Below are 12,998 nucleotides of genomic sequence, written 5' to 3'. Positions count from 1 at the left end.
TGCAGCTCCGCTACGGGGCCGCGATGGTCCGGCGTTCGTCAGCGGCGCCATCGTGGCTGGTCGCGCGGTCGCCTGGCCGACCGCCCGGTCACCAGCCCGTGTACGGGGGAGTCGTCTGCGAGGGCGGCTCCACCCACGGGCGGGCCATCAGCGCCCACACGAGGAACGCCACAGTTGCCGCGCACAGCAGCAGCCACATCAGGCGGCGGGCCAGCGTCCTGCGGCGCAGCATGCGGGTACCGCGGCGCACGACCTCCCCGTACAGCTCCGGCGGCACCGGCGGCGGCACCCGCTCCATGATCCGCCGTACGGCGGCCTCGCGCTCCGCCCGGTTCATCTGCGCCCCCCTCCGCCTGCGCGCCTCATGACGGCGCCACCTTCGGGCCCGCGACCGTCCGTGCAGGCTCCCGCGGCGGATGCAGCAGCGTCGCCGTGGCCCGGTCGCAGATCGTGCCGACGCGTTCCGCCGGCAGGCCGAGCAGCGCCGCCGTCTGCTCCTCGGCGACCCCCTCGTACAGCCTGAGGACCAGGATCAGACGCTCCTGCGGTGCCAGCCGGGCCAGCGGACTGCCGGGATGCGGGCGGGCCCGGCCGAAACCGCCGTACTGGTGCCAGGCCGCACGTGCGAAGCGGGTGGCCAGGTACTGGCGGGTGCGGTCGTACGGGTCCTCGCCGCGCAGCCGGTCCCAGCACGCGTACGTGTGCGCCAGGGCCAGCGTCAGCAGGCGCCGCGCGCGCGGATTGTCGTCCGGCGCCTCCGCCGTGAGCAGCGTGGCGGCATGCAGCAGCCGCCCTGCCGCGCCCGCGACGAACGCCTCGAACTCCCGGGCCCGGCGGGCACCTTGGGACGCCTGCCGTTGTCGCACCGCGCCTCCCGCCCTGACGCGACCCTGACGAAGCGGGACCCGGCCGCGTACGGGATGCGGAACCGCGTACGACGGGACCCGGTCTCATCTGAGGCCAGGGGTGGCCTTTCGGTCAAGAGCTGGGTCAAGAGCTCGGTCAGGAGCTGGGTGGCACGCGCGCGTAAGAGCCGGCAGACACTCGCGCGGACGGCGTCTACGACGCCGAAGACGCCTCCGGCTCCGGCAGCCCCTGAGCCGCCATCCGCGAGGAGAGCGCGGTATTGAAGCGCGTGAGGAGCGTGCAGAACGCCTCGCGCTCCTCCGGCGCCCAGTCGTGTGTCAGCTCGGCCATCAACTGACGCCTCGACGAGCGCACTTCCTCCAGCCGTGACAGCCCGCGCGGGGACAGCTGAAGCACCACGGCACGCCCGTCCTCGGGGTGCGAGGTGCGCTTGACGAGCCCGGTGTCCACGAGCGGAGCCACCTGCCGGGTGACCGTCGAGGAGTCGATGCCCATGCTCGCCGCGAGCGCCTTGACGCCCATCGGGCCTTCCTTGTCGAGGCGGTTGAGCAGCAGGTATGCGGCGCGGTCCATGGAGTTGCGCACCTGCCCGACCCCGCCGAGCCGGGTCTGTTCGGCACGGCGGGCGAAGACCGCCACCTCGTGCTGCAGAGTGTCGAGGAGACCGGTGTCACCGACGGTCGTCATGTCCATCGACATTTCAGGTGTTGTGGGCATGGCCGGAGGCTCACTTCATGAAGGGGGGCTGTCTGGATTGGGGGACAGAGTACGCGGCCGGGGGGCAAGCCGTACCGGGGCTGCGCAAACCAGTCTCGGAGGTTGGTCACAGCGGCCGTGTGCGGCTGTGAACTGCGATGCTTGAGTCATGAGCTACAGCACGGCTGACTCCTTGCGGCCCGTGACCCTCGACGACGTTCGGGGCGCCCAGAAGATGCTCTCGGGCGTGGCGCGGGTGACGGCGATGGAGGGCAGCAGGCACCTGACCCAGCTGGTGGGCGCACCGGTGCACTTCAAGTGCGAGAACCTCCAGCGGACGGGTTCGTTCAAGCTGCGCGGCGCGTACGTCCGTATCGCCGGACTGCTGCCCGAGGAGCGGGCCGCCGGGGTCGTCGCGGCGAGCGCCGGCAACCACGCGCAGGGCGTCGCCCTGGCGTCCTCCCTGCTCGGCGTGCGCGCGACGGTGTTCATGCCGCAGGGCGCCCCGCTGCCGAAGATCAGCGCCACCCGCGAGTACGGCGCCGAGGTGCGCCTGCACGGACAGGTGGTCGACGAGACGCTGGCCGCGGCTCAGGCGTACGCGGCCGAGACCGGCGCGGTGTTCATCCACCCCTTCGACCACCCCGACATCATCGCGGGCCAGGGCACGGTAGGGCTGGAGATCCTGGAGCAGTGCCCGGAGGTGGGCACGATCGTCGTCGGCATCGGCGGCGGCGGTCTCGCGGCCGGTATCGCGATCGCGGTGAAGACGCTGCGGCCGGACGTGCGGATCGTGGGCGTGCAGGCGGAGGGCGCGGCGGCGTATCCGCCCTCGATCGCGGCCGGACGCCCGGTGTCGATCGAGAACCCGGCGACCATGGCCGACGGCATCAAGGTCGGGCGCCCCGGCGACGTGCCGTTCGGCATCATCCGCGAGCTGATGGACGAGGTCCGCACGGTCTCCGAGGACGCACTGTCCACCGCGCTGCTGCTGTGCCTGGAGCGGGCCAAGCTGGTCGTCGAACCGGCCGGCGCGAGCCCGGTGGCGGCACTGCTGAGCGAGCCGGGAGCCTTCGAGGGCCCGGTCGTGGCGGTGCTGTCCGGCGGCAACGTCGACCCCCTGCTGATGCAGCGCGTCCTGCGGCACGGCATGGCCGCGCAGGGCCGCTACCTGGCCGTACGGCTGCGCCTGACGGACCGGCCGGGGGCCCTCGCCACACTTCTCGGGGTGTTGTCAGTGGTGGACGCTAACGTCCTCGATGTGAGCCACGTACGGACCGATCCACGGCTCGGGCTCACGGAGGCGGAGGTCGAGCTGCACCTGGAGACAAAGGGGCCGGAGCACTGCGTCGAGGTCGGCCGGGCTCTGCGCGAGGCGGGCTACACGGTCATCGACTGAGCCGCCGGGCGACCCGGACTCGGCAAGAACACCCAGCTCAGGGGCTCTTTGTCACTCCATCGGGTAAATGCGTTGAGAGACGCGATACATCGCGTTACGGTGTGTGAGGTGGCCGCCTGCCGCGTCACCCACCAGGCGGAGCAAGAAGCGCAAACCAAGGCTTTCCGAATATCCCCGACGACGTGGAGACTCACATGCCAGGCGCCATCTATGCCGAAGGCCTGGTGAAGACCTTCGGTGACGTAAGGGCTCTGGACGGCGTCGACCTCGATGTCCCCGAGGGCACCGTGCTGGGCCTGCTCGGGCCGAACGGCGCGGGCAAGACGACGGCGGTCCGCTGCCTCACCACTCTGCTGCGCCCCGACAGCGGCAGGGCGGTCGTGGCCGGCCTCGACGTCCTCAAGCAGCCCAACGAGGTGCGGCGCTCCATCGGCCTCTCCGGCCAGTTCGCCGCGGTCGACGAATACCTGACCGGCCGCGAGAACCTCCAGATGGTCGGCCAGCTCTACCAGATGAAGGCCAGGGCCGCGAAGGCCAGGGCCGTGGAGCTGCTGGACCAGTTCGACCTGGCCGACGCCGCCGACCGTCCCGCGAAGACCTACTCCGGAGGCATGCGCCGCCGGCTCGACCTCGCGGCGGCCCTGGTCGTCTCGCCGCCCGTGATGTTCATGGACGAGCCGACGACCGGTCTCGACCCCCGCAACCGCCAGCTGCTGTGGGAGGTCATCAAACAGCTCGTCTCCGGTGGCACGACCCTGCTGCTGACCACCCAGTACCTGGAAGAGGCCGACCACCTCGCGCACGACATCGTGGTCGTCGACCACGGCCATGTCATCGCCCGCGGCACCTCCGACCAGCTCAAGGCCCGCACCGGCGGCGAGCGCGTCGAGGTCGTGGTGCACGAGCGCGAGCACATGACGACCGCTGGCGAGGTCCTCACCGGCTTCGGCAAGGGCGAACTCACCGTCGAGGAGCACACCCGCAAGCTCACCGTGCCGGTCACCGGCGGCGCGAAGCTGCTGGCCGAGGTCATCCGGGAGCTGGACGTCCGGGGCATCGAGATAGACGACATCGGCCTGCGCCGCCCCACTCTCGACGACGTCTTCCTGTCCCTGACGGGACACGTGGCGGAGGTCAAGGACGAGGAGAACGGCGCGACGACGGACGCGCCGGCCAAGGACCGCAGGCAGAAGAAGGAGGCCACCAAGTGAGCGCCGTCACCGACGCCGTACGGGTCGCACCGCCCGCGAACCCGGTCAGCCAGTCGATCCGCGACTCGCTGGTCGTCGCCAAACGCAACCTGATCCGCATGTCCCGGATCCCCGAGATGGTCATCTTCGGCCTCATCCAGCCGATCATGTTCGTGGTGCTGTTCAGCTATGTGTTCGGCGGTTCCATGAACATCGGCGGCACCACGGACCCTGTGGTCTACCGCAATTTCCTGATGGCCGGGATCTTCGCCCAGACGGTCACCTTCGCCACCGCGGGTGCGGGTGCGGGTATCGCCGACGACATGCACAAGGGCCTCATCGACCGTTTCCGCTCGCTGCCCATGGCGCGCGGCGCGGTGCTGACCGGGCGAACGCTGGCCGACCTGGTGCAGACGGCACTCACGCTGTTCGTGCTGGCCCTGGTGGCCCTGCTGGTCGGATGGCGTACCCACACCAACATCGGTGAGGTGCTCGGCGCCTTCGGTCTGCTGCTTCTGACCGGATACGCGTTCACCTGGATCGGTGCCGTCATCGGCCTGACCGTCCGCACTCCCGAGGCGGCCACCTCCGGCGGTCTGATCTGGCTGTTCCCGGTCACGTTCATCTCGAACGCGTTCGTGGACTCCAGCCGCATGACTCCCTGGCTGCGCCACATAGCCGAGTGGAACCCGTTCAGTGCGACGGTCCAGGCCTGCCGCAAGCTCTTCGGCAACCCCGGCGTCTCGCCCTCGGACGCCTGGCCCATGGCGCACCCCGTGTGGGCCTCCCTGATCTACTCGTTCCTGATCATCCTCATATTCCGGACCCTGGCGGTCCGGAAGTACCGTTCCGCGACGGCATGACTACGACGCCCCCGGCGTCACCAGGACGCCGGGGGCTCGCCAAGCAGGGCGCGCTTGGGGTCAGCCGGTGTAGGGCTCGGCCTTGAGGATCGTCACCGAGGCCTTCTTGCCGTTCGGCAGCTCGTACTCCGCGTCCTCGCCGACCTTGTGGCCGATCACGCCGGAACCCAGCGGGGACTGCGGCGAGTACGTCTCGATGTCGGAGCTCGCGTACTCGCGCGAGGCGAGCAGGAAGGTCATGGTGTCGTCCTCGTCGCCGTCGAAGGCGATCGTCACGACCATGCCGGGCGCCACGGCGCCGTCCGCCGACGCCGGGGCTTCGCCGACCTTGGCGTTCTCCAGGAGCTGGGTCAGCTGGCGCACACGGAGCTCCTGCTTGCCCTGCTCTTCCTTGGCCGCGTGGTACCCGCCGTTCTCACGCAGGTCGCCCTCCTCGCGCGCGGCGGCGATCTTGGCGGCGATCTCCGTACGCGCAGGACCAGACAGGTACTCCAGCTCGGCCCTGAGCTGGTTGTACGCCTCCTGGGTCAGCCAGGTGACGTTCTCGCTGGTCTGGGTCACAGGTGCTCCTCGTAGGTACTGGGAATACAAAGCATCGCCCTACCCAGAAGAATGTTCCTTCACGGATGGGCGAAACCACGAGCCTAACAATTCAGCGGCTGAAGGGGGAGGACATAAGCCATCAGAATTACGTCAACGCAGGTCACAGCCTCTGTATTCCGGCTGAGACGGCCGAGACAGCCGAGGCGGTCGTCACGGCCGAGGCCGGTCGGCGTCAGTCGGCGTGGCAGCCGAGCAGCTCTGCCGTGGTGCCCGCCGACGTCGTACGGAGCGTGACGACCTTGTCGATGCGCGTGGCGTGTCCGCCGAAGCGGAAGTCGGCCCGGCCCACCTCGGACCCGTCCTTCGCCTGGGAGCGGATGGTGCAGTAGCCGGTGGCGTCGGCGTCCTTGCGGACCTCCAGATGCACCTGCACCGAGTCCTTCTGCGCATCGAAGGTGATCACCTCGGCGCTGATCTTGTTCTGGCCGACGTAGTGGTAGGCGAAGTAGCCGACCAGGGCCAGCAGCGCGGCCGCGAGGACGGCCCCGGTGATCTTGAGCTTGCGGTCGGCGCGCTCGTCCGAGGAGCGGCCGTAGCGGCCCTCGGGCAGCCGCGTGCTCGCCGTACTCATGATCGTCCTCTCGGAAACCGGACCCCGGAATTTTTCGCCCCCCGATTCGGTCACTATAGAAGCCTCCCGCCCGCCGCCCGACCGCCACCCCTCAACGACGTCCCTGCGGGACGACCCCTTTAGATTGCGCCGGTTCACACCGGGCGCCGACTTACCGAGGATTGAGTCTTGACTGACCAGCTGCGACTGATGGCCGTGCACGCCCACCCCGACGACGAGTCGAGCAAGGGCGCGGCCACCATGGCGAAGTACGTGTCCGAGGGGGTGGACGTGCTGGTCGTGACCTGCACGGGCGGGGAGCGCGGCTCCATCCTCAATCCCAAGCTGCAGGGCGACAAGTACATCGAGGAGCACATCCACGAGGTACGCAAGAAGGAGATGGACGAGGCTCGCGAGATCCTCGGGGTGGGGCAGGAGTGGCTCGGCTTCGTCGACTCCGGTCTGCCTGAGGGCGACCCGCTGCCCCCGCTGCCCGAGGGCTGCTTCGCGCTGGAGGACGTCGACAAGGCGGCCGGCGAGCTGGTGAAGCAGATCCGCTCCTTCCGTCCCCAGGTGATCACCACCTACGACGAGAATGGCGGCTACCCGCACCCCGACCACATCATGACCCACAAGATCTCGATGGTGGCGTTCGAGGGCGCGGCGGACACCGAGAAGTACCCGGAGTCCGAGTTCGGGCCGATCTACCAGCCGCTGAAGCTCTACTACAACCAGGGCTTCAACCGCCCCCGCACCGAGGCGCTGCACAACGCGCTGCTGGACCGCGGCCTGGAGTCGCCGTACGGGGAGTGGCTGGAGCGCTGGAAGGAGTTCGAGCGCACGGAGCGCACGCTGACCACGCACATCCCGTGCGCCGAGTTCTTCGAGATCCGCGACAAGGCGCTGATCGCCCACGCCACGCAGATCGACCCCGACGGGGGCTGGTTCAAGGTCCCGATGGAGATCCAGAAGGAGGTCTGGCCGACGGAGGAGTACGAGCTCGCGAAGTCGCTCGTCGATACCTCCCTCCCCGAGGACGACCTCTTTGCGGGCGTCCGCGACAATGCCTGACATGAGCGCAAGCGTGAGCCTGGCAATGACGCATCTCGTCCCCCTCGCCAAGGAGGTGGACGAGAACAAGGTCACCCCCGGCGTCCTCGGCTTCATCGTCTTCGCGGCGATGGCCCTGGCGGTGTGGGCACTGATGAAGTCCATGAGCAAGCACATGGGCAAGGTGGACTTCAAGGAGCCGGCGGACGCGGACGCCGATTCCGCGGAGTCCTCCGCCGACTCCGAGGCACGCCAGAGCTGACGGCGCCGTGGGAGCGGGGGTGGCCGGCGGTCAGTGCGTGGCCGGTACCGCCACCCCCATCACCTCCCGTGCATGCCGGCTCGGCACCATCCCGAGCCGCCAGGCCTGCCAGCCGTCCTCCAGGCTCACGCCCCGCTCCAGCAGCAGCTGGTACGCCTCCACGTAGTCGTCGAGCTTCCGGTCCCGCAGTGGGTGGCCGGCGCGGGAGAGCTGGGCCAGTTCCTCCTGGGCAACCGCCGTGCCGATCTCCAGGCCGCCGGGGGCCGCGTAGGGGAGCAGGGTGCAGCGCAGGAACCGGGCCCAGTCCTCGCCGCGGTGGTCGCCGTACGACGTGAACAGGCCCACCGCCTCGTCGCACAGGGCCAGAGCCTGCTGGGTACGGGCATTGCCCGCGTCGACCACCGCCAGTTCCAGGCAGGTCCATGCCTCGCCGTGCGCGACGCCGACGCGGTGGAAGTCGGCTCGGGCGTCGACCAGGAGCTGGCGGGCGAAACCGGAGTTGCGCAGCGAGCCCGTCTGGGCCGCGCGCTGGTCGCGGGTCACGCGGGCCGAGTGATGCCTGGCGCACGCCAGGCCGTAGACGTCCCGCATCCGCGAGAACATCGTGCGGGAACGTTCCAGCTCGCGGACCGCGTGGTCGAGGTTGCCCGTCTCCTCCAGGGCCTGGCCCAGGTAGTAGGCCGTCCAGGCCTCGCCGCGCGCGTCCTCGTTGTCGCGGTGCCTGGACGCCGCCCGGCGCAGGCCGTCCACCGCCTGGGACGGGTCCCCGGCGACGAGTCGGGCGCGGGCCAGCTGGGTGAGGGCCCAGGCCTCGCCGCGGGCGTCGCGGGTGCGGCCGTACCGGTCGAGGGCCGCGTTCAGCTCGGACTCCGCGCGCGGGACGTCGCCCATGCGCAGGGACAGCTGGCCGAGCTGGAAGTGGGCCCAGGCCTCGCCGTGCACGGACTCGCCCGCGTGGTGCAGGACCAGGGACTCGGTGAGCAGGCGCAGGGCCTCCGGGACATGGCCGCGGTCGCGTTCCACCGCCGCCAGGGCGTGCATCGTCCAGCCGCGGTCCGTGGCCAGCTCGGGGGGTGCCTGGAGGTCCAGCGCCTCGCGGAGCTTGGCCGCGGCCTCCGTGAGGTTGCCCTGGTGGTGCAGGGTGATGCCGAGCGAGCACAGGGCTCGGGCCGCGCCCGCGTCGTGGTGCGCCTCCAGGTACAGGTCGACCACCGAGGTCAGCGTCGTACGCGCCTTGTCCAGCTCGCCGAGCTGACGGGCCGCGATGCCCGTGCGCCACTGCACCGAGCGGACCAGCAGGCCCTGGTCGACGGCCTGCGCCAGTTCGCTGATCTCGCCCAGGCGATAGAGGTCGCCGCGCAGCAGGCAGTAGTCGCACAGCGCGCCCAGCAGGTTCAGCAGCGCCGCCTGGTTCACGCCCTCCGCGTGCCGCAGGGTGGACGTGATGAAGCTCGACTCGTCATCCAGCCAGCGCAGCGCCTCGTCCAGGGAGGTGAAGCCGTGCGGGCTGAAGCGGTCCGAGCGGGTGGACATGTTGCCGTCGACCAGGCGCAGCACCGAGTCGGCCAGGTCGGCGTAGTTCACGATCAGGCGTTCCTGCGCGGCCGTGCGCTCGGTGGCCTCCTCCTCGTCGAGGAGACGGGCGTGGGCGAAGGCCCGCACCAGGTCGTGGAGGCGGTAGCGGCTGCCGCGCACATGGTCGATCAGGCCGGCCCGGGAGAGCGCGACCAGGTGGCGGGTCGCCTCCGACTCGTCCGTCGCCAGCAGCGAGGCGGCCGCGGCACCGCCGAGGGAGGCACGGCCGGCCAGGGCCAGTCGGCGCAGCAGCCGGCGGGCCGCCTCCGACTGGTCGGTGTAGCGCAGCCACAGCACGCGCTCGATCGGCTCGACGGGGCCGTATGCCGCGAGATCCGTGGCCAGTTGACGCGGTGAGCGCGGGCCCAGCGACGAGCCCGCGATGCTCAGCGCCAGCGGCAGCCCGCCGCACAATTCCCTGATCCGCTCGGCCGAATCGGCGTCGTACGGCCCGGAGCTGTCCTGGGCCGCCGCGGCCAGCAGCTCTTCCGCGCCCGCCGGGTCCAGCGCCTCGACCGGCAGTTCGTGCACATGGGCCTGGAGGTCGGAGGGCAGTTCGAGGGGCTCGCGGGCGGTGACCAGGACCAGGCTGTCGGAGCGCTCGGGGACGAGCGTACGGATCTGTTCGGGGTCCGAGGCGTCCTCGAGGACGATCGTGACCGGCAGGCCCGTCAGATGCTGGTGGTACAGCTCGCTCAGCCGCTTGACCTGCTGGTCGGGGGAGGAACGCTCACGGAACAGCAGCTGCTCGCGCGGCGCGCCCAGCCGGTTCAGCAGGTGCAGCAGGGCGTCCCGGGTGGACAGCGGCGGCTCCTCCGGACTGCCGCCGCGCAGGTCGACGACGCAGGCGCCGCGGAAGTAGTCCTTCAGGTCGTGTGTGGCGCGTACGGCGAGGGTCGTACGGCCGCTGCCGGGCGTGCCGTGCAGCACCACCACCGTCGGGCGGGTCTCCGTGCTCGCGCGGGCCGCCTGCACCCACTGCCGGATCCGCGCCATCTCCTGCCGCCGTCCCGCGAACGCGCCCGCGGGCTCCGGGAGTTGGCCGAACGACTGGGTCAGTACGTTGCGCCCGCGGGCCGCCGCGCTCTTGTCCGTGCCGCGCAGCTGCGGCCCCGTCTTCTTCGGGCCGGTGGAGGCGGCGAGGACGCGCTGTTGGTCGAGGAAGGGGCGGATGCCGCGCACCTCCAGCGCCGTCAGCCACTGCAGGCGCAGCTGTTCCGGCCCGCCGGGCTGGCTCGCGGCGCCGGCGCGATGGTGCGCGGCGGGCAGATGGGAGCCGGCCACCTTGATCACGGTCGCCGCGGCGCCGACGACACCGACGGTCACACCCACCCCCACGGCCGTGCCGGTGTCCGTGCCGAAGGCCAGGTCGGCCACCGCCGCCGCGACCGCGGCAACGGCCGCCACCAGCAGGGGAGTTCCGGATCCCTCCTGCGCGTACCGCTGCCCGAAGGTCAGCCGGCCGGCCCCCGCCTCGTCCAGCGCGCGCGTATAGGCCTCGTACTCCTCGGCGGCCGTCTGGGCCATCGCGTCCAGCGCGCCGCGCGAGCGCGACAGCAGTACCGTTCCGTCGGTGCGTCCGCCGGAGCGGCGCACCTCTTCCTCCACGGCCCGGGCCAACAGCCGTTCGGCGTCCGCCCGATGGCTGTCCCGCATGTCACGTCCCCCTCCGGCGGCAACTCCTTTGCCTACGAGTGTCCTTCGGGGAAGCCGTCAGCGCGAGAGGGCAGCGATCATCGACGTACCGCGGCGTGCATCGGCGTGCCCCGGTGAGCCGAGCCTGTTCCGGGCCCGGGCACCGGAAAACCCCGACGTCACCGTCCCGCGACAGGCCTGACGCCCGCTGCCCGGGGTCCTGCGGCAGGATGGACACATGCCGAACCGACTGGCTCACGAGACGTCCCCCTACCTGCTCCAGCATGCGGACAACCCCGTCGACTGGTGGCCGTGGTCGGCCGAGGCCTTCGAGGAGGCCCGGAAGGCGAACAAACCCGTCCTGCTGAGCGTCGGGTACAGCAGCTGCCACTGGTGCCATGTCATGGCGCACGAGTCCTTCGAGGACCAGGCCACCGCCGACTACCTCAACGAGCACTTCGTCAGCGTCAAGGTCGACCGCGAGGAGCGCCCCGACGTAGACGCCGTCTACATGGAAGCCGTCCAGGCCGCCACCGGCCAGGGCGGCTGGCCCATGACCGTGTTCCTCACCCCGGACGCCGAGCCCTTCTACTTCGGCACCTACTTCCCGCCCGCCCCCCGCCACGGCAGCCCCTCCTTCCGCCAGGTCCTGGAGGGCGTCCGCGCCGCCTGGGCCGACCGGCGGGACGAGGTCGCCGAGGTCGCCGGGAAGATCGTCAAGGACCTGTCCGGGCGGGAGATCTCCTACGGGGACGCTCACACGCCGGGTGAGGAGGAGCTCGCGCAGGCGCTGCTCGGCCTGACCCGCGAGTACGACCCACAGCGCGGCGGATTCGGCGGTGCGCCCAAGTTCCCGCCGTCCATGGTGATCGAGTTCCTGCTGCGGCACCATGCCCGCACCGGGTCCGAGGGTGCCCTGCAGATGGCCGTGGACACCTGCGAGCGCATGGCCCGCGGCGGCATCTACGACCAGCTCGGCGGCGGCTTCGCCCGTTACTCCGTCGACCGTGAGTGGGTCGTCCCGCACTTCGAGAAGATGCTCTACGACAACGCCCTGCTGTGCCGTGTGTATGCGCACCTGTGGCGTTCCACAGGCTCCGAGCTCGCCCGCCGCGTCGCGCTGGAGACCGCCGACTTCATGGTCCGCGAACTCCGCACGAACGAAGGCGGGTTCGCCTCCGCTCTCGACGCCGACAGCGACGACGGGACGGGCAAGCACGTCGAGGGCGCGTACTACGTGTGGACGCCCCAGCAGCTGACCGACGTCCTCGGCGAGGAGGACGCCCGGCTCGCCGGCCACTGCTTCGGCGTCACCGAAGAGGGCACCTTCGAGCACGGCCAGTCCGTACTCCAACTCCCGCAGCAGGACGTCCTGTTCGACGCCGACAAGATCGCCTCCATCCGTGAGCGGCTGCTCCGCAAGCGGGACGAACGCCCCGCTCCCGGCCGTGACGACAAGATCGTCGCCGCCTGGAACGGCCTCGCGATCGCCGCGCTCGCCGAGACCGGCGCCTACTTCGACCGCCCCGACCTGGTCGAGGCCGCGGTCGGTGCCGCCGATCTCCTCGTACGGCTGCATCTGGACGAGCAGGCCCGTCTCGCCCGTACCAGCAAGGACGGCCAGGTCGGCGCCCACACGGGGGTGTTGGAGGACTACGCCGATGTCGCCGAGGGGTTCCTCGCGCTCGCGTCCGTCACCGGGGAGGGCGTCTGGTTGGAGTTCGCCGGGTTCCTGCTCGACCATGTCCTGGTCCGCTTCGTCGACGCGGAGACCGGGAGCCTCTACGACACCGCCGCCGACGCCGAGAAGCTGATCCGCCGGCCGCAGGACCCCACCGACAACGCCACGCCGTCCGGCTGGACCGCCGCCGCGGGCGCCCTGCTGAGCTATGCGGCGCAGACGGGTGCAGAGCCCCATCGCACGGCCGCCGAAAGGGCGTTGGGGGTGGTCAAGGCGCTCGGTCCGCGCGTGCCCCGCTTCATCGGGTGGGGGCTCGCGGTCGCCGAGGCGCTGCTCGACGGGCCGCGGGAGGTCGCGATCGTCGGCCCGGCGCTCGACGACCCCGCCACAAAAACCCTGCACCGTACGGCACTTCTGGGCAGCGCCCCGGGCGCGGTCGTCGCGGTGGGCGCTGCGGAGAGTGACGAGTTCCCGCTGCTCGCCGATCGCCCTCTCGTCGGCGGAGAACCGACCGCGTACGTCTGCCGTAACTTCACCTGTGACGCGCCGACCACCGATCCGGAACGGTTGCGCACCGCGTTGAGCAGTTGAAACGGCCGGAAAACGACAAGAGTTCACGCAATTGCA

Annotated in this window: 12 protein-coding genes; 6 read left to right on the top strand and 6 right to left on the bottom strand. The window is 70.8% G+C overall.

Going from position 1 to position 12,998, the window contains the following annotated elements:
• Positions 1 to 88: 88 nt before the first annotated feature.
• From P2Q00_RS33145 to P2Q00_RS33135, 3 genes are all read right to left on the bottom strand, one after another.
• Complete coding sequence (locus P2Q00_RS33145; RefSeq protein WP_275777180.1) at positions 89 to 337, bottom strand: hypothetical protein; 249 nt, start codon at positions 335 to 337, stop codon at positions 89 to 91.
• A 25-nt stretch (positions 338 to 362) separates the two neighbouring features.
• On the bottom strand, positions 363 to 866 hold the full coding sequence (locus P2Q00_RS33140; protein ID WP_275777178.1) for a sigma factor-like helix-turn-helix DNA-binding protein: 504 nt from the start codon (positions 864 to 866) through the stop codon (positions 363 to 365).
• A gap of 193 nt (positions 867 to 1,059) precedes the next feature.
• The gene (locus tag P2Q00_RS33135) at positions 1,060 to 1,566 is read right to left on the bottom strand and encodes a MarR family winged helix-turn-helix transcriptional regulator (RefSeq protein WP_275777251.1); all 507 of its coding nucleotides are present in this window, start codon (positions 1,564 to 1,566) and stop codon (positions 1,060 to 1,062) included.
• A gap of 166 nt (positions 1,567 to 1,732) precedes the next feature.
• Here P2Q00_RS33135 and ilvA point away from each other — a divergent pair, with 166 nt between their 5' ends.
• From ilvA to P2Q00_RS33120, 3 genes are all read left to right on the top strand, one after another.
• Positions 1,733 to 2,962: a threonine ammonia-lyase gene (gene ilvA, locus P2Q00_RS33130; protein ID WP_275777176.1), complete on the top strand. Its 1,230-nt coding sequence runs from the start codon at positions 1,733 to 1,735 to the stop codon at positions 2,960 to 2,962.
• 194 nt (positions 2,963 to 3,156) lie between these two features.
• Entirely contained in the window at positions 3,157 to 4,173 is a 1,017-nt protein-coding gene (locus tag P2Q00_RS33125; protein WP_275777174.1) for an ATP-binding cassette domain-containing protein, read from the top strand.
• Positions 4,170 to 5,015 carry an ABC transporter permease gene (locus P2Q00_RS33120; RefSeq protein ID WP_275777172.1) on the top strand — a complete coding sequence of 282 codons (846 nt, stop codon included), beginning with the start codon at positions 4,170 to 4,172 and terminating at the stop codon, positions 5,013 to 5,015. Before P2Q00_RS33125 ends, P2Q00_RS33120 begins: the two co-directional genes overlap by 4 nt.
• Before the next feature lie 60 nt (positions 5,016 to 5,075).
• On the opposite strand, the gene greA is transcribed toward P2Q00_RS33120, so the two are convergent.
• Both greA and P2Q00_RS33110 read right to left on the bottom strand, forming a co-directional pair.
• Positions 5,076 to 5,576 carry a transcription elongation factor GreA gene (greA, locus tag P2Q00_RS33115; protein ID WP_275777171.1) on the bottom strand — a complete coding sequence of 167 codons (501 nt, stop codon included), beginning with the start codon at positions 5,574 to 5,576 and terminating at the stop codon, positions 5,076 to 5,078.
• Positions 5,577 to 5,790: 214 nt separating this feature from the next.
• Positions 5,791 to 6,189, bottom strand: a complete 399-nt coding sequence (locus P2Q00_RS33110; RefSeq protein WP_275777169.1) for a DUF4307 domain-containing protein — start codon at positions 6,187 to 6,189, stop codon at positions 5,791 to 5,793.
• A gap of 168 nt (positions 6,190 to 6,357) precedes the next feature.
• On the opposite strand from P2Q00_RS33110, the gene mca reads away from it, so the two are divergent.
• Together mca and P2Q00_RS33100 are read left to right on the top strand one after the other, a co-directional pair.
• Positions 6,358 to 7,239 (top strand): mycothiol conjugate amidase Mca, encoded by an 882-nt coding sequence (mca, locus tag P2Q00_RS33105; protein ID WP_275777167.1) that lies wholly within the window; start codon positions 6,358 to 6,360, stop codon positions 7,237 to 7,239.
• Complete coding sequence (locus P2Q00_RS33100; RefSeq protein ID WP_275777165.1) at positions 7,232 to 7,480, top strand: hypothetical protein; 249 nt, start codon at positions 7,232 to 7,234, stop codon at positions 7,478 to 7,480. Before mca ends, P2Q00_RS33100 begins: the two co-directional genes overlap by 8 nt.
• A gap of 30 nt (positions 7,481 to 7,510) precedes the next feature.
• Here P2Q00_RS33100 and P2Q00_RS33095 read toward each other — a convergent pair whose 3' ends face one another.
• The gene (locus P2Q00_RS33095) at positions 7,511 to 10,711 is read right to left on the bottom strand and encodes a tetratricopeptide repeat protein (protein ID WP_275777163.1); all 3,201 of its coding nucleotides are present in this window, start codon (positions 10,709 to 10,711) and stop codon (positions 7,511 to 7,513) included.
• A gap of 217 nt (positions 10,712 to 10,928) precedes the next feature.
• Here P2Q00_RS33095 and P2Q00_RS33090 point away from each other — a divergent pair, with 217 nt between their 5' ends.
• Positions 10,929 to 12,962, top strand: coding sequence for a thioredoxin domain-containing protein (locus P2Q00_RS33090; RefSeq protein ID WP_275777162.1), 2,034 nt, complete (start codon positions 10,929 to 10,931; stop codon positions 12,960 to 12,962).
• Positions 12,963 to 12,998: the final 36 nt, after the last annotated feature.

The sequence above is a fragment of the Streptomyces coacervatus genome (genome assembly GCF_029223485.1).
Taxonomy (GTDB): domain Bacteria; phylum Actinomycetota; class Actinomycetes; order Streptomycetales; family Streptomycetaceae; genus Streptomyces; species Streptomyces coacervatus.
The sequence above is the reverse complement of the archived record's forward strand: the minus strand, read 5'-3'. Positions and strand labels throughout refer to the sequence as shown.

Coding starts and splice junctions, on each gene's coding strand:
- P2Q00_RS33145 (WP_275777180.1), bottom strand. CDS start 337: ATGAACCGGGCGGAGCGCGAGGCCGCCGTACGGCGGATCATGGAGCGG.
- P2Q00_RS33135 (WP_275777251.1), bottom strand. CDS start 1,566: ATGTCGATGGACATGACGACCGTCGGTGACACCGGTCTCCTCGACACT.
- ilvA (WP_275777176.1), top strand. CDS start 1,733: ATGAGCTACAGCACGGCTGACTCCTTGCGGCCCGTGACCCTCGACGAC.
- P2Q00_RS33125 (WP_275777174.1), top strand. CDS start 3,157: ATGCCAGGCGCCATCTATGCCGAAGGCCTGGTGAAGACCTTCGGTGAC.
- P2Q00_RS33110 (WP_275777169.1), bottom strand. CDS start 6,189: ATGAGTACGGCGAGCACGCGGCTGCCCGAGGGCCGCTACGGCCGCTCC.
- P2Q00_RS33100 (WP_275777165.1), top strand. CDS start 7,232: ATGCCTGACATGAGCGCAAGCGTGAGCCTGGCAATGACGCATCTCGTC.
- P2Q00_RS33095 (WP_275777163.1), bottom strand. CDS start 10,711: ATGCGGGACAGCCATCGGGCGGACGCCGAACGGCTGTTGGCCCGGGCC.
- P2Q00_RS33090 (WP_275777162.1), top strand. CDS start 10,929: ATGCCGAACCGACTGGCTCACGAGACGTCCCCCTACCTGCTCCAGCAT.